The sequence below is a fragment of the Halorubrum depositum genome, from assembly GCF_007671725.1.
GTDB lineage: Archaea > Halobacteriota > Halobacteria > Halobacteriales > Haloferacaceae > Halorubrum > Halorubrum depositum.
Map to the genome: position 1 here is coordinate 72,321 of NZ_VCNM01000002.1, position 15,514 is coordinate 87,834.

The 15,514-nt window shown below is 69.7% G+C and carries 17 protein-coding genes; 5 read left to right on the forward strand and 12 right to left on the reverse strand.

Annotated elements, in window-relative coordinates:
• The first annotated feature begins 58 nt into the window (after positions 1-58).
• Positions 59-1,684, forward strand: a complete 1,626-nt coding sequence (locus tag FGM06_RS07885) for a Na+/H+ antiporter NhaC family protein (RefSeq protein WP_144798614.1) — start codon at positions 59-61, stop codon at positions 1,682-1,684.
• Between the two features lie 192 nt (positions 1,685-1,876).
• On the opposite strand, the gene FGM06_RS07890 is transcribed toward FGM06_RS07885, so the two are convergent.
• Positions 1,877-2,593, reverse strand: coding sequence for a DUF4013 domain-containing protein (locus tag FGM06_RS07890; RefSeq protein ID WP_144798615.1), 717 nt, complete (start codon positions 2,591-2,593; stop codon positions 1,877-1,879).
• Positions 2,594-2,747: 154 nt separating this feature from the next.
• Here FGM06_RS07890 and FGM06_RS07895 point away from each other — a divergent pair, with 154 nt between their 5' ends.
• On the forward strand, positions 2,748-3,608 hold the full coding sequence (locus FGM06_RS07895; protein WP_144798616.1) for a 5-formyltetrahydrofolate cyclo-ligase: 861 nt from the start codon (positions 2,748-2,750) through the stop codon (positions 3,606-3,608).
• A gap of 44 nt (positions 3,609-3,652) precedes the next feature.
• Here FGM06_RS07895 and FGM06_RS07900 read toward each other — a convergent pair whose 3' ends face one another.
• The 3 genes from FGM06_RS07900 to FGM06_RS07910 form a co-directional block, all read right to left on the reverse strand.
• Positions 3,653-3,856, reverse strand: coding sequence for a hypothetical protein (locus FGM06_RS07900; protein WP_094522190.1), 204 nt, complete (start codon positions 3,854-3,856; stop codon positions 3,653-3,655).
• 171 nt (positions 3,857-4,027) lie between these two features.
• Positions 4,028-5,122: an archaeosine biosynthesis radical SAM protein RaSEA gene (locus FGM06_RS07905; RefSeq protein WP_144798617.1), complete on the reverse strand. Its 1,095-nt coding sequence runs from the start codon at positions 5,120-5,122 to the stop codon at positions 4,028-4,030.
• Between the two features lie 73 nt (positions 5,123-5,195).
• Positions 5,196-5,693 (reverse strand): hypothetical protein, encoded by a 498-nt coding sequence (locus FGM06_RS07910; RefSeq protein ID WP_144798618.1) that lies wholly within the window; start codon positions 5,691-5,693, stop codon positions 5,196-5,198.
• Between the two features lie 276 nt (positions 5,694-5,969).
• Between FGM06_RS07910 and FGM06_RS07915 the strand changes: the two genes are divergently transcribed.
• The 3 genes from FGM06_RS07915 (at position 5,970) to FGM06_RS07925 (ending at position 8,755) form a co-directional block, all read left to right on the forward strand.
• Positions 5,970-7,901, forward strand: a complete 1,932-nt coding sequence (locus FGM06_RS07915) for an aldehyde ferredoxin oxidoreductase family protein (RefSeq protein WP_144799918.1) — start codon at positions 5,970-5,972, stop codon at positions 7,899-7,901.
• 72 nt (positions 7,902-7,973) lie between these two features.
• Positions 7,974-8,324, forward strand: coding sequence for a hypothetical protein (locus FGM06_RS07920; RefSeq protein WP_144798619.1), 351 nt, complete (start codon positions 7,974-7,976; stop codon positions 8,322-8,324).
• Between the two features lie 62 nt (positions 8,325-8,386).
• A complete protein-coding gene (locus FGM06_RS07925; RefSeq protein WP_144798620.1) occupies positions 8,387-8,755 on the forward strand; it encodes a hypothetical protein in 369 nt (122 codons plus the stop codon).
• Positions 8,756-8,785: 30 nt separating this feature from the next.
• Here FGM06_RS07925 and FGM06_RS07930 read toward each other — a convergent pair whose 3' ends face one another.
• From FGM06_RS07930 to FGM06_RS07960, 8 genes are all read right to left on the reverse strand, one after another.
• A complete protein-coding gene (locus FGM06_RS07930) occupies positions 8,786-9,169 on the reverse strand; it encodes an AzlD domain-containing protein (RefSeq protein WP_144798621.1) in 384 nt (127 codons plus the stop codon).
• Positions 9,166-9,795 (reverse strand): AzlC family ABC transporter permease, encoded by a 630-nt coding sequence (locus FGM06_RS07935; protein ID WP_144799919.1) that lies wholly within the window; start codon positions 9,793-9,795, stop codon positions 9,166-9,168. Before FGM06_RS07935 ends, FGM06_RS07930 begins: the two co-directional genes overlap by 4 nt.
• 62 nt (positions 9,796-9,857) lie before the next feature.
• Positions 9,858-10,775: an RNA methyltransferase gene (locus FGM06_RS07940; RefSeq protein WP_144798622.1), complete on the reverse strand. Its 918-nt coding sequence runs from the start codon at positions 10,773-10,775 to the stop codon at positions 9,858-9,860.
• Complete coding sequence (locus tag FGM06_RS07945; protein ID WP_144798623.1) at positions 10,772-11,365, reverse strand: hypothetical protein; 594 nt, start codon at positions 11,363-11,365, stop codon at positions 10,772-10,774. Before FGM06_RS07945 ends, FGM06_RS07940 begins: the two co-directional genes overlap by 4 nt.
• A 315-nt stretch (positions 11,366-11,680) precedes the next feature.
• Positions 11,681-12,421: an SDR family oxidoreductase gene (locus FGM06_RS07950; protein ID WP_144798624.1), complete on the reverse strand. Its 741-nt coding sequence runs from the start codon at positions 12,419-12,421 to the stop codon at positions 11,681-11,683.
• A gap of 101 nt (positions 12,422-12,522) precedes the next feature.
• Positions 12,523-13,296, reverse strand: a complete 774-nt coding sequence (locus tag FGM06_RS07955; RefSeq protein ID WP_241662550.1) for a response regulator receiver protein — start codon at positions 13,294-13,296, stop codon at positions 12,523-12,525.
• A 57-nt stretch (positions 13,297-13,353) separates the two neighbouring features.
• Positions 13,354-13,671, reverse strand: coding sequence for a hypothetical protein (locus tag FGM06_RS16255; protein WP_241662551.1), 318 nt, complete (start codon positions 13,669-13,671; stop codon positions 13,354-13,356).
• 42 nt (positions 13,672-13,713) lie between these two features.
• Positions 13,714-15,465: a PAS domain S-box protein gene (locus tag FGM06_RS07960; RefSeq protein WP_241662552.1), complete on the reverse strand. Its 1,752-nt coding sequence runs from the start codon at positions 15,463-15,465 to the stop codon at positions 13,714-13,716.
• Between the last annotated feature and the right edge of the window lie 49 nt (positions 15,466-15,514).

Genomic DNA, 15,514 nt, shown 5'->3' on the forward strand with positions numbered 1-15,514 from the left:
CGTCCGTCGAGGGCCGGTCGTCTCCCTCGCTCGGACCGGATCGCTCGGGGGGAGGCGCATGACGGGCGCCGAGACGTTCGGTGCCATCTCGCTGGTGCCGCCGCTCCTGGCGATCGTGCTCGCGATCGTGACGCGGAAGCCGGTCCTCTCGCTGTTCCTGGGGATCTGGTCCGGCGGCGTGATCTTCACGACGAGCCACGGCGTGGCGCAGACGCTGGACTGGCTCGTCTCCTCGATCGGCGAGAGCGCGTTCAACGCGAAGATCATACTGATCGTGTTGTTCCTCGGCGCCGGCGTCGCGCTCATCTGGCGACTCGGCGGGGCGAACGCCATCGCCGACGCGGTGACCGCCAGGCTCGACAGCCAACGGAAGGTCGGCGGGGCGACGTGGCTGTTCGGCATGCTGTGGTTCTTCGACGACTACTCGAACACGGCGATCGTCGGCACCACGATGCGAGAGATATCCGACGAGGTGCAGATATCCCGCGAGAAGCTCGCGTACATCATCGACTCGACGGCCGCGCCCGTCGCGACGTTCGGGATCTCGAGTTGGGTCGCGTACCAACTGAGCATGATCCGCGAGGGGTACAGCGCCGCGGGCGTCTCCGTCGAGGCCGGCGAGGTCCCCAACGCGTTCGCGCTGTTCTTACAGAGCATCCCGTTCAACATGTACTGCCTGTTCGCCGTCGTGATGGTCGGGATCGTCGTCTTCACCGGTCGCGACTTCGGCGAGATGCTCGACGCCGAGCACCGCTCGGCGACCGAGGGGAAGCTCCTGCGAGACGGGGCGATCCCGATGCAGAGCGCCGAAGACAGTCTCGGAGACGTGCTCACCGAGTCGCCGCAGCTCCGGTTCTTCGCCGTCCCGACGCTCTCGCTGATGGCGGTCGTGATCGGCGGCGCGGCTTACACCGGGCTCGGGGCCTCGGAGCCCGGCGCGTCGGTGTTCGAGATCGCCGGCAACGCGGCGTTCGTCGACGCGCTCCTGTGGGGAACGTTCACGCTGGTCGCCGTCGCGCTCGTCATGGGCGTCGGGAGCGGCCTCGCCAACCTCGACGAGGCGATGGAGACCGTGATCGACGGCTTCGGCATGATGCTGACCGCGCTCACGATCCTCGTGATGGCGTGGACGATCGGGACGGTCACCACCGCGCTCGGCACGGGGATCTACGTCACGAACATCGCGGAGAACTTCGTGACCCCGACGCTGCTCCCCGTCGTCGTGCTCCTGGCGTCCGCGTTCATCGCGTTTTCGACGGGCACCTCGTGGGGAACGATGGCGATCGTCACGCCGATCGCGGTCCCGCTGGCGTGGAGCGTCGGCGGCGCCACGCCGGCGCTGCTCCCCGTCGCGATCGGGACCGTGTTCAGCGGCGCCATCTTCGGGGACCACTGCTCGCCCATCTCCGACACGACGATCCTCTCGTCGACGTTCACCGGCGCCGACCACATCGATCACGTCCGCACCCAGATCTACTACGCCACGACGGTGCTGATCGTGGCCGCGTCGCTGCTGACGGTGTGGGGCGCCACCCGGATCACGCCGCTGGTGCTGCTCCCGATCGGCGTGGCCACGCTCGTCGGTCTGGTGTACGCGCTCTCCGAGTTCGACGCGAACCGGAAGGACGTGGCGGCGACCCGCACGGTTCGAGCCGGCGGTCGGTCGGCCACCGACGACGACTAACCCGCGGTCGATCCGACCGCGCGGCCGACCTGACCGCGCGGCCGACCGCGACTTTTTCTACGCCCCGCGTGGACGACTGGCCGGTTTCTGACCGCCTCTGGAGGGCTGACCGATTCAAAAAACATCGTCGCGCCCGCCGGATCGAGATTGTCACGACCGCCGGGCCGCGGTCGCTGCTCTCCGACCACCCGATCAGGCCGTGGCGCCGGCGTCGTCGTCGACCGTCACCGTCTCCCCGCCGACCGAGCCGCTCTCGATCCTGTCGTTCACGGCCGCGAACGCCGAGCCGAACATCCGGAAGACGGCGACCTGCCCGTAGAACTGGACGAACGGGACGAGCACCAGGCCGACGACGGTGACGGCCAGCACCGCGGTGGCGATCCAGACGACCACGGCCACGACGATGGGCGAGAGCACCGCGACGAGGTACTCGGTGCTGAAAAGCGCCGGCTTCAGGAGGTCGAGGTCGAAGGCGGCGCCCAGCTCGCCGCGGGCCGCGTACGCCGACAGCGCGGCGGGGACGGCGTAGTAGACGAGGAACAACACCGGAATAAACGCCAGCGCCAGCAGCACGCCGACCACGCCGACGAGCGCGCCGAGATCTCCGCCGATCGCACCGCTCGTCCCGGCCACAACCGCGACGATGACGCCGTACGCGACCGCCGGGACCACCGTGTACGCGAGGGTGATGATCGTCCCGATCACGCCCGTCATCAGCAGGTCGCCCCAGTCGGTGAACTCCGGCGGCACCTCGTCGCCGCCGATCGTCTTCTCCAGCACGCGCACCAGGTAACCGACGATGAGGAACGCCGGGACGACGAGCACCGAGAGGAACCCCAGCACGCCGCCGATGACGATTCGGCCGATCCAGTCGCCGCGTATCGGATACGAGAGTCCGTCTTCCAACATACGCCGAATCAACACCGATCTGATACATAAGCGCGGCGGTAACTGTCGCCCGGTCGGTCGATCGGTCGCGGGTCGGCCCGAGCCGCGACCGGCGACGCCCGCCGGGTCGGGCCGCGTTCGGGGAGTACTTGTCGCCGGGCGCGCTCCCTCCCGCATGGACAAACAGGCCGTCCGGGAGGCCGTCTGGGACGCGTTCGAGGCGGGCGACCAGGCGCGGTTCCCGTTCCCGCCGCACGACCGGATCCCGAACTTTGCGGGCGCGGACGCGGCGTGCGAGCGACTGACCGAGACCGACGAGTGGGCCGCGGCCGAGACGCTCAAGTGCAACCCCGACGCGCCGCAGCTCCCGGTCAGGCGCGCCGCTCTCCGCGCCGGCAAGACGGTGTACGTCGCGCAGCCGCGGCTGCGCGACCCGGACCCGTTCCTCCGGCTCGACCCGGGCGACCTCGCGGGTCCGGACGACGAGACGTCCGACGACGGCGACGCGGACCGCCCGACGATCGTCGACGCCACTACCGTCTCCGGGATCTCGACGCACGGCACGCCGGTCGCCCCCGAGGACGTCCCGCACGTCGACCTCGTGGTCGCCGGCTCCGTCGCCGTCGCGACCGACGGGGCGCGGATCGGAAAGGGCGAGGGGTACAGCGACCTCGAGTGGGGCGTGCTCAGCGAGCTCGACGCGGTCGACAGAGAGGCGCAAAGCGCCTCTAGCAGCCGGACGCAGTCCGGCGACGACGAAACGATAGTCGCGACCACGGTCCACGAGCTGTCCGTGATCGACGGGCCGGAGTCGGCGCTCGGCGACGCGGGCGACGGAGAGGACGGCGTCTCGACGCCCGCGCTCCCCGAGCCGGACGCTCACGACGTCCCGCTCGACCTGATCGTCACGCCGGAGCGCACGGTCCGGACCGAGACGCCCTACGAGCGCCCGTCGGGGATCGACTGGGACGCGCTCGACTCGGAGCGACTGGACGAGATCCCGGCGCTCGCGGAGCGGGCACCGGAGCGAAAATAGGAGGGACTCGGTCGGCCGACCGCGGACCGCTCAGTTCGGATTCCTCAGTCCGCGCGCTTCGGCGACGGCGCGGACCGCTCCGTGCGGTGGTCGGCGACGTGACCGCACTCGGGGCAGACGATGGTGCGCTCGTCGCCGTCGCTGACGACGAGCCACCCCTCCGAGACGGGGTTCTGGAAGCTGCACTCCGCACAGAAGAGGACCGACTTCCGGCGGGACGACCGGGGGCCGCTAGCGACTGCGTTCATGTCTCCCCGTAGTATCCGGACGTATATGGGTCTTGTTCGACCCGATCATTCGGTATATTCCGATCTGTGAATCAAAAATACGCCAATATTCGGCTCGAAGCGTTACGATCGTTTCTGAAAGTTGAATAAACACGACCCGCGTCCGTCACCGTCCGTTCCGATCGACCGGCCTTACCGCGCCAGCGGCATGTTGTAGCTCGTCTCCGCCGCCATCACGTGCTCCCACGTCGCCTCGCAGTCGCACGCGACCTGTTCGAAGACGCTCGGGTCCTGCCGCTTGTCGAAGTCCTTGATCGCGGTCTGGACGCGGTCGTCGCACTCGCCGCAGTTGTGCGCGCCGCGGTCGGAGCCGTGCCCGACGGGATCGGAGACGACGATCGCGTCGACGTCGGCGGTCTCCTCGAGGACGTGCGCGACCGACCAGAGCCACGGTGGCCGGTAGCCGCCCTCGAAGAACAGCTCGTCGACCATCGTGTAGCGCTGGACGTTCGTCGGGTTCATCGAGACGGTGTGGCAGCCGTCGACGTCGGCGCAGCGCCGGATCGAGTCGATCATGTCGGCGGCGGCCTCCGGCTCCGCGAGGAAGGGCGGCTTCATGAGGAGGTACGCCTTGATCCCCACATCGGCGGCGAACTCGGCGTCCGCCGCGGCGGCCTCGGCGCAGGCGTCCTCGAAGTCGGCGAAGTCGAAGTACTTGTTCACGCAGTCGTGGCGCACCCGGTCGGTGGCCGTCTCCAGCCCGACGGCGACGTCGGTCGCGATCCCGTGGTCGGCGAAGTCGCCGATCTTCTCCCGGCTCACGAAGTCCGGCAGCGACTCCACCACGATCCGGTCGCGGTCCGCGAACGTCTCGGCGATGGCCCGGCGGGTCTCCGCGGGCACCTCGCGCTCGTCGAGGAACGAGCCGGAGGTGTAGATCTTGATCAGTTCGGCGGGCGCGTCCGCCTCCTCGCGTTCGTGGTCGAGACAAACCTCGATCTGGTTCATCAGGGCCTCGTGGGCCACGCTCCCGCCCTCGACCGACTCGGCGACGTAGCCGCACATGGTGCAGCCGCCGGCGCGGGCCCATCGGCAGCCGCCGGTGTTCAGGATGATCGTGAGGGAGTTCACCACCCCGTCGGGGGTGTTGTCCTCGTCGATCCACACGCGGGTCGGCTGCGTCGGGTCGTACGTCTCCGAGCGCTCGGCGCGGATGTCGCGCATCACGGCGTTGTGCGCGTCCATCCCGCGCCCCTGCTCGTACGCGTCGGGGCTCGGCTTGCTCATTACCGGAGGAAGCGGGCGAGCGCGTAAAGCCGTGTCGTCATCGCCGACCCGCAGCCCGAGGCCGCCCGCGCCGTCAGCGGTCGCTTCGCTCGTCCGACCGAACGCGACGAAGCGCGTACCCGCCGGCGCCGACGGTCGCACCGGCCGCGTTGAGGGCGGCGTCGCTCCACGCGAACGACCGCCACGGGATCGGCGCCTGTACGAGTTCGATCCCGAACCCGAACGCCGTCGCCGCGGTCGCTGCGAGCGCGATCGCGCCGACTCGCGGCGCCACGACCCGCGGCTCCCGTTCCGCCGCGCGGACGAGCAGGGCCGCGAGCGCCGCGTAGCCGAGGAAGTGAAACGGTGCGGTGAGTCCGACCTCGCTCGGGAGTGCACCGACGATTGCGCCGAGGACGCCGACGGCGTCCGTGCCCCCTCCCGAGGCTGCCGCGGGGATCGGAACCACCGATCCGGCGAACACGACGACCGCGAACGCGACCGCGACGCGTCGCGAGCGATCCGCGGTCCGCTCGGCGGCCGCGTTCGGACGGTCGGAGTCGACCGGGCGGTCGCGGTCGGAACGCGTCACGAACGCTGTTCGCCTCGCGGGAAGTTAGGGTTCACGCCTGTCGGTGACCGCCGTCGCCGCGAGCGCCCCGCCGAAACCGCTCGCTCGTACGGCGCCCGCGCCGTCGAGCGCCGACTCCCCGATCGCGCCGTCGTCCTCGTATCTCGACGCCGTCCCGAGCGCGAGTTGTTTATATAACCTGACCCGCCGTCGTCCGACGCAACGTAACCGGTATCGGCTACCCCGAGAGGTGAACAACTAACCCGCTACGGTCCGTCTATAATGAACGAGCATTACATGACTGAAATGGGCGGCTACAGAGACAGAGTGGCACAGGTCGATCTCGGCGAGGGCGACGTCAGCTACGAGGGAATCGACGACGAGGACGCGGAGAAGTACATCGGCGCGCGCGGGCTGGGCGTCAAGTACGTCTTCGACGCCGGTCCGGACGTGGACCCGCTGGGACCGGACAACCGGCTGGCGTTCATGACGGGCCCCCTCACGGGGACGCAGACCGTGATGAGCGGCCGGATCGCGCTGGTGACGAAGTCCCCGCTGACGGGGACGGTCACCGACTCGCACCACGGCGGCTGGTCCGGTGCCCGGCTCAAGTGGGCCGGGCTCGACGGGATCCTGCTCGACGGCGAGAGCGACGACCCCGTTTACCTGCTCGTCGAGGACGGCGAGGTCGAGGTACGCGACGCCTCTCACCTCTGGGGCCAGGGCGTCCACGACACGATCGACGCGCTCGGGGAGGAGGTCGACGGCTCCGTCGGGAAGAACCTCTCCGTGATGGCGATCGGACAGGGCGGCGAGAACGGCGTCCGCTACGCCTGCGTGTTGAACGAGGACGACCGGGCGTCCGGCCGCGGCGGCACGGGCGCCGTCATGGGCGCGAAGAACGTCAAAGCGGTCGTCGTGAAATCGGGCACCGACATGCCGAAACCGGCCGACCCCGAGACGTTCCAGGAGGGCTACCAGCAGGCGATGGAGGTCATCCGCGAATCCGACGTCACCGCGCCCAACGAGGGCGGGCTCTCGATGTACGGCACCAACGTCCTGATGAACGCGACCGAGGAGATGGACGGCCTCCCCTCGAAGAACGCGAAGTACACCTCGACGGAGGCGTACAACGACGCGGAGGGCGTCGACGTCGACGCCGAGCGCGTCTCCGGCGAGAACGTCCGCGAGAACATCCTCGTGGACGAGCCGACGTGTCACTCCTGTCCTGTCGCGTGCAAGAAGGAGGTCGAGGTCAACGTCACGCACAAGGGCCAGGAAATGAACGTCCGCACGGAGTCGTACGAGTACGAGTCCGCGTGGGCGCTCGGCCCGAACTCCGGCCACACCGACCGCGACGAGATCGCGCTGATGCTGGAGCGCTGTAACGACCTCGGCATCGACACCATCGAGTCCGGCAACATGATGGCGATGGCGATGGAGATGAGCGAGGAGGGGAAGCTCGACGGCGTCGGACACCTCGACTGGGGCGACTCCGAGACGATGATCGACCTCCTCGACGAGATCGGCCACCGCTCCTCGGACCTCGGCGACCTCCTCGCGGAGGGGCCCGAGCGCGTCGCCGACGCGAAGGACGCCCACGGCAACAAGCTCTCCGTGAAGGGCCAGACGATGGCCGCCTACGACCCGCGGTGCATGAAGGGGATGGGGATCGCGTACGCGACCTCCAACCGCGGCGCGTGCCACCTGCGCGGCTACACGCCGGCCGCGGAGATCCTCGGCATCCCGGAGAAAGTCGACCCGTACGAGTGGGAGGGTAAGGGAGAGCTCACCGCCACCTTCCAGGACTTACACGCCGTGTCGGACTCGTTCGACATCTGCAAGTTCAGCGCGTTCGCCGAAGGGATCGAGGAGTACGTCCTCCAGTACAACGGCATGACCGGCCGCGACGTGAGCGAGGACGAGCTGTTCGAGGCGGGCGAGCGCGTCTACAACCTCGAGCGCTACTTCAACAACCTCGCCGGCTTCGACGGCGCGGACGACACGCTGCCGAACCGCTTCATCGACGGGCACCCGGACGCCATCCCCGGCACGGGCGCCAGCGAGGGCGAGCTCTGCGAGCTCGACGAGATGAAGGCCGAGTACTACGAGACCCGCGGCTGGGTCGACGGCGTCGTCCCCGACGAGAAGCTCGACGCGCTCGGCATCGACATCGGCCCGGGAACAGGCGTCTCCGCCGGCGACTCCGCCGCCCCGGCCGACGACTGAACGCGACCGCACCGCGGCGCGACGGTCCGCTCCGCGTTTATTTTTAAGTGACTCGGGTCGGTAGCGACGCCCATGGCGCACGACCCGCTCTCTCCCTCCGAGGCCCTCCGCACGCGGACCGGAATCGTCGTCGCGGCCGTGGCCCTCCTGACGTTCGTCTACTCCGCGTTGATCGTCGCACAGATTCTGCTCGGGGCCATCGTCGGCGTCTTCCTCCCGGTCGGCCTCTACCTCGGGTACCGCGCGTTCGCCGCGCTCGACGCGCTCGCCGACGCGGCCCAGCGGATCGCCGCGGTTCGCGAGCGCGAGGCCGAGCGGGAGTCCCGGTTCGGTTCCGCGGCCGGGGGAGCGGGATCGGCCGGGGACCGGCCCGCCGACCGCGAAGCGGCCTCGACGGACCGGCTCACGGAGCGCGAGCGATAGATCGGTCCCCGAACTGAGAATCAGGTGCGTCATTTAAGCCGTGAGCCACCGATCCGTGCTCTATGAACCTCCGCCCCTTCGCGGCGCTCGGCGTCGCGCTCACGACGTTCCTCGTCGTCGCCGCCGTCCTCACCGAGGCGCTCGCTGCCCGGATCGCATTTTCGGCGATCGTCGGGCTGCCGGTCGGCCTCGCGGCCGGGATCGTCACCGGGGTCGCGACGCGGACGCGGCTCTGGCGCTCGCCCCGGGCCCGGCCGACCCTGCTCGGGATCGCCGCGTTCGGCTACGCGCTCCTCGCCGTCGCCGCCGTGTCGTACGCCGTGCCGCCCGCCCGCGGGTTCGTGAGCGTCGCGACCGCGGTCCCGTTCGCCGCGGTCTGCGCCGTCGCGGTCGCCCTCCTCGCGCGGCGCTACTCGGTGCGGATCGAGTAAAAGCGTCCTGCGGCGGCCGGACCGAACGCCTCACGCGAAGACGACGAACCTGAACAGCCACAGCGTCGCCATCCCCACCGCGATCGTCGCGAACACGTTCTCTGTCCGCCACGCGACGACGCCGGCGACGGCGCCCGCGATCAGACGGTCGTCGAGGAGCGTCGCGGCGACCGAGGGGCGCAGCGTCACGAGGTCGGGGAGCACGAGCGCGGCGAGCACCGCGGGCGGCACGTACCGCAGGGGGCGTGTTATCCGCGCGGGCACCTCGTCGATCCGGCCGAACAGGTGGATGAACGAGAGCCGGAACCCGTAGGTCGCGACCCCGATGAGGAGGATGGCGATCCAGACGCGCGCGGAGGCGCCGAGGCCGCCCGACTGGCCGAGCGTGAGCGCGCCGAGGGGTGCGCCCGTCATCGCTCTCGCGCCTCCGTCACGAGGCCGACGAGGATGCCGGTGACCGCCCCGACGAGCAGCCCGAGGTTCAGCGGGAGCCCGGCCGCGACGACCGCGACCGCGCCGGCTGCGACGCCGGCCGCGGTGGTCGGCCGGTCCTTCATCGCGGGGACGAGCAGCGCGAGGAAGACGAGCGGCACCGCGAACGTGAGTCCCCACGCGTCCGGGACGCCGGCGCCGACCACGACGCCGACGACCGTCCCGATCTGCCAGACCACCCACAGCGACGCCCCCGCGCCGAGGTAGTACCGCCAGTGGCTCCGCCCGGGGTTCTCCTCGAACTCCGCGACGGAGATGGCGTACGCCTGGTCGGTGAGCACGTACGCGAGGCCCGCTCGGAGCCGCCGGCCGTAGTCTGCGAAGTACGGCGCGATGGAGGCCGAGTACATCACCATCCGGACGTTGATCACGACCGCCGTGCCGACGACGACCGCCAGCGGGGCGTTCGACCCGAGCAGGTCGAGCGCGGCGAGCTGGGAGGCGCCGGCGAACACGATCACCGACATCCCGACCGCCTCCGCCAGCCCGAGGCCGGCGTCGACCGCGGCGATGCCGGCGACGAGCGCGAACGGGACGATCCCGAGCATCAGCGGCGACACGTCGCGCACGCCCGCCCAGAGGTCACCGTCGCGGAGCGAGTCGCTCACGGCTATCGCTCCCGCGGGTACACCGGCTCGTCGTACTTCGCGGCGAGGTGCTCCGCGTGCTCCAGCTTCGCGTTCGCCTTCCGGAACGTCCCCAAGAGGGAGTGTACCTCCCGTTCGGTCGGATGCGCGCGCCCGAGCAGCCGGCGCATCAGGAGCGCGTTCTTCTCGCGGACGTGCTCGCGCTGGCCGGTCGCTTCGAGGAAGTCGCCGAAGAACTCGTGGAAGCGCTCCACGTCGCCCTCGGGGGCCCGCGTGACCGCGGTGTCCGGGAGCTGCGTCTCGTCGACGGTGAGCTCGCGGAGCTCGTACAGCAGGACGGTCGCGGCCTGCCCGAGGTTCAGGACGGGGTAGTCGTCGTCCGCGGGGATCGAACACACCTCGTCGAGCCGCGAGAGCTCCTCGTTGTTGAGCCCGCGGCCCTCCCGACCGAACACGATCGCGGTGGGCGCGTCGACGGCCTTCAGCGACTCCCGGAGCTCGGCCGGGGTCTTGAACGGGAACCGCTCGTGGCTCCGGTCGTCCTCGCCGGTGATGGCGGTGGTGCCGACCGTGTGGTAGTTCTCGACAACCTCGTCGAACGTCACCTCGTCGGCGTTCGGGAGGACGTCCTCGCGGGCGTGGCCGGCGAAGCCGTACGCCTCGCCGTCCTCCGTGAGCTCCGGCGGGTCGACCAGTTTGAGGTCGGAGAGGCCGAAGTTCTTCATCGCCCGGGCGATCGTGCCGACGTTACCGGGCGTCTCCGGCTCGACGACGACCACGACCGGCTCGCGGCGGGTCTCACGGGCGACGTCGTCGCCGTCGCTCTCGAGGGTCGCGTCGTCGCCATCGCCGGTCGCGTCGTCGCCATCGCCGGTCGCGTCGTCGTCCTCACCGGCCGCCGAGTCCCCGTCGGCGATCTCGCCCTCGTCCGCTCCGCTCATCGGTTCGACGGGTAGTCGGTCGAGAGGTCGACGTCGTCGAGGTCGTCCTCGCTCAGTCTGTCGTCTTCGGAACTCCCGTCGCCTCCCTCGCCGGCGAGTTCGAGGATGTCGATCCGGTCGCCCTCGAAGTCCTGCTCGACGCGCTCTTGGATCTCCTGTTGGTCCGGCAGGTCCGGGAGCCCGTCGGGGTCCTCCTCGACGTGCTCGACGGAGCCGTACCCCTCCGGGGCCTCGTTGCCGGCCGCGACCCACTCGTGGAAGCGGTCGCCGAACTCCAGGCCGCCGGCGTGCTCGCTGCCGCCCTCCTCGCGGTACCAGTAGATCAACTCGGGCTCGTGTTCGGGGCAGAGCAGCACCTCGCCGTTGGGCTCCCCGTAGACGATCTCGGCCTGGTTACAGCGGTGGACCTCGCTCTCGCCGTGTTCGAGGTAACAGACGTCGCACGGCTCCTCGACCAGACCGACGAGTCTGAAGAGCCGCTCGCGCGGCCCCTCGGGAATCTCGTCGAGCGGCTTGAGCTCGCCGTCGCCGGTGAATATCTCCTCCTCGTCGAACCGCCATCCGCGGAGGCCGACGCTCACTTTCGCCATGCGCGACGCTACACGTGGCGCGGATAAAAGCGCGTCCTTCCCCGGCCGAGCGACTCTCCGGCGGCCGGACGCGCCCCGTTCGGTGATCGGCTCCCGACGGCCCCCGCCGGGTTTATGCGGAGTGAGCGACGTCTCTCGGGCATGGGCGACCCCGCCTGTGACCGTCGGTTCTGCTCCGAGTGCGACCTCGCCGTCACGCGGGCCGACGACGTCTGTCCGGAGTGCGGCGCGCCGATCGACGCCGACGACGAATGAATCGGATCGTCGCCGTCGACGAGTGAGGCTCCGACCGCCGCCGTCGGCGTTCGCGTCCCCCTACGACAGCGTGTCGCCGAACTTGTCCCGGCGGAAGAGGTCGATCTCCTGTGCGGACGACCCCTCGCGGGTGACCGCGAAGGCGATCGCCTCGGCGACCTCCTCTGGCTCGGTCACCGTCCCGGGCTCGAACCGCTCCTCGAACGGCTCGCCGTCCTCGCTGCCGAACTCCGTGCGGACCTCGGAGGGGTTGACGACGGAGACGGCGACCCCGTCCTCGCCGACCTGCGCCGCGACGCTGTGCGCGAAGCCCCGAACCCACCACTTCGTCGCGGCGTACACCGGGTTGAACGAGCGGGGGTACTGGCCCGCGAAGCTCCCGACCACGACGAGCGTCCCCTGGCTCTCCTTCAGATGCGGGATCGCCTCCCGCGCGAGGAAGAAGGTCCCGTCGACGTTCGTCTCCTGCATGGCGAAGTACTCCTCGTCGGTCATCGTCGCCACGTCGCTGCCGCGGCCGATCCCCGCGTTGGAGACGACGGCGTCGAGCCCGCCGAACCGGTCGACGACCGCCTCGACCGCGGCCTCGCTCGTCGCTCGCTCGCGCACGTCGCCGTCCACGACCAGCGCGCTGCCGCCGTGGTCGGCCTCAAGATCCGTCGCCAGCGACTCCAGCGCCTCGCGTCGGCGGGCCAGCAGGGCGACGTCCGCGCCCCGCGCCGCCAACGCGTGTGCCGTCGCCTCGCCGATTCCGGAGCTCGCGCCGGTCACCAGCACCGTCGCGTCGTCGAGTGTCACCATGGGTACGCTGTCGGCGACATCGCTGATAAAAGATCGCGTCGCGGTGAACTCGATGGTCGTTCGTCGGGCCGCAGACCGTCGGATCGGCCGCCTCTCCCGGTTCAGCGTCTGAACGAGCTGACGTGCTGGTGGTTCGGGTCCGCGCGCATGTCGACGTGCCCGCAGTTGACGCAGCGCCATACGTACGCTGCCAGTCGCGCGGCCGAATCGCCGCCGTCTATCGGTTTGTTCCAGTCCTGTCCGCACCGCGAGCAGTCGTCGGGCCGGTACTTGCTCTCGATCGTCGCGTCAGCGTCGACGGCGTCGACGGCGTCGACGCCGGCGATCGTGATCCCCCGCGCGACGGCGCGGACGTCCTCGTCGCTCATCCGCGGCCGGAGCCCGTTCAAGTAGTTCTGGATGCGATCGGCCCGGTTTAGGAGCCGCCCGTACCGCTCGTCGTCCGACAGGTCGCCGTCGGCCCGCCACTCGTACGTCGAGATCATGACCGTGGTCCTGTAGTACAGGCCGAGCAGTACGTGATAGTTCGCGCGGTTGAACAGCGCCTCGACGGACTCGGTGAGCTCCGCCTCGAACACCGGTCGTTCGATCTCGCGGTCGTACCCCGGTTCCGGCGTCGCATTCGACCGGTCTCGGATCCCGACCACGCGGCAGTGAGGCGCCTGTGTTCCGACTCGCTCGAGTATCGGATCCGCCCCCTCGTCGCCGAACGAGTGCTCCAACACGACGACCGCGGTATCGGCGTCGAACGTCTCGACGAACTGCGACCGCGTCAGCGCCTGTCGGACCTCGCGGTCGTCGAGCCAGAGACCGTAGAGGTCCGCTCTCGTCCTGTTCGATTCGCAGACGACGATCGCCGGTGCCGGGAGCCTCACGGGGATCACCGACCGGCCGGCGATCGAGCGGCCGAGCGACCTCGGCTGTCGTTCATCTCACTCGTCCCCCGCGGTGGACCCCGGCGCCGACCCCTGCATCGACTCCGAGAGGTGTCGCGGTTCGACCGAGAACGAGTGGACGGTCGCGAGGTCGTCGACGAGCGAGATCGCGGTCTCGATCGACCGCGTCGCCCGTCGGAGCTCCTCGTCCGTTCCGTCGTCGACCGCCGCGTCTAGGTGTCTCTTCGCCTCCCGCAACGGGACTCCGAGATCCTCCGAGAGCACTTCGCCGAACTCCGACAGGTGCCGTTCGACCGACTGCTCGTGCTCCTTCGACTCCGTCACGTCCCGGATGAACGTGACCGCGTGCGTCACGTCGCCGTCCGTCTCGACGACGGGAGCGACGGCGACCCGGCCTCAGAAGGGGGTCCCGTCCGCGCGGTGGAGCACGGCGGTCACCGACCGGTGTTCGCCCGCCTCGAGCGCCGTCTCAAGCTCCCGTATGCGATCGCCGTCCGTCCCGCCGCCCACGAGCACCGAGAGGCTCTCGCCGGCGATCGAGTCGTGATCGTGTCCCGTCGTCGCGTTGAACGCCTCGTTCACGTACGTTATCGGGCCCTTCGATCCGGTCACCTCGTGTATCGCGATCCCGACCGGCGCGGTCTCGATGGCGCGGTTTTTCAACCGGAGCTCCCGCTCGCGGCGTTTCCGGACCGTGATGTCCGTCGCGATGCCGACGATACGCGACAGATCACCGTCCTCGTAGACGCCCGACGACTGGTCGTGGACCCACCGGACCTCGCCGTCCGGTCGGGTCACCCGATACGTCTCCTCGTACGCGTCCGGGTCCTCGCACTGTTCGGCCAACGCCGTCTCGACCCGCTCGCGGTCGTCGGGATGGATCGCCTGCACGAACGACGTGGCGTCCTCGACGAGCGTCTCGGGCGAGCGCCCCCAGACGGTCTCGTAGGAATCGGTGACGAAGTCAATCGATTCCTTGCTCGGAGAGGTCATCCAGATGACCTCGCCGGCGTTCGCTTGGATCTGATCGAGCATGCCGGCTCGTTCCTCCCGCTCCGTCACGTCGAGGGTCATGCCGATCACGCGACTGACGGCGCCGGTCTCGTCCAGTGACGGCTGGAGCCACGTTTCGAGCGTCGCGTCGGGCAGTTCGACGAGATCGTGGCTGGACTCGCCCGCGAACGCGGCGTCGACCGCGCGGCGGATCCGCGGTTGGTCGCCGAAGACCTCCGCCACGTCGTCTCCGGGTGAGACCCGATGGCGGAGCCGCCGCGACAGGGTCTCGCCACGGACCGTCGAGACCGTCCCGTCGGGCTCGACCTCGAAAAGCGTCAGGGGCGCGCTGTCGACGACAGTCTCGACGGCCTGTCGGAGCCGCAACAGCTGGTCCTCGCGTTCCCGGCGATCGGTCACGTCCCGACCGATGCCGACGATGCCCCGCGGCGTCCCGTCGGCGTCGGTCACGATGGCGCCGGTAAACTCTATCGGAGTCGCCGTGCCGTCCTTCGCGATCAGCTCCGCCTCGACGGCGGCCGTACCGGTCTCCAACACGGTCTCGATGGCGTCTCCGATCCGGTCTCTGTCGGTGCCGGCGAAGAGCTCCAGCGCGTTCTTCCGCTCCAACTCGCGGTCGCCGTATCCCGTGATCTCTCGGAGGCGGTCGTTCCACCGCATGAGCGCGCCGTCCGTGTCGAGCGTGTAGAACGCGTCGTCGATCGTGTCGAGGAGACGTTCGGTCGGTTCGGCGGCTAGCGGCGGCCGCGTCGGCGTGGTCGAGACTGTGTCCATCCGTCGAGCGAGCAGCGTCGGTTCGTCGACGCCGTCCCGGCGGACCAGCACGTCGGTCGCCCCGGCCGCGAGCGCGTCGTCGACAGCGGTGTCGTCGCCGGTGATCGCGAGCGACGGGACGTTGGGAAACTCCTCGCAGATCGCGACGAGGGGATCGACGCCCGACGCCGGGGTCAACTCGCAGACGATCAGCCGTACGTCGGCCGGGACCGCCGAGGCGTCTTCGATGGCCTCGGGATCGACAGTGACGACGCGGTCCGGTCCGTCTACGATCGTCGATTTCGCGGCCGCTTCCCGGACCCGGTCCACGGCGGGGCCGACGTGAACGACCGTCCGAACCGATTCCGTTCGGGGCTCCATACCCGGGCAACTGCGGTGAAGAATAAAAATCTACAATCCCAATTATCAG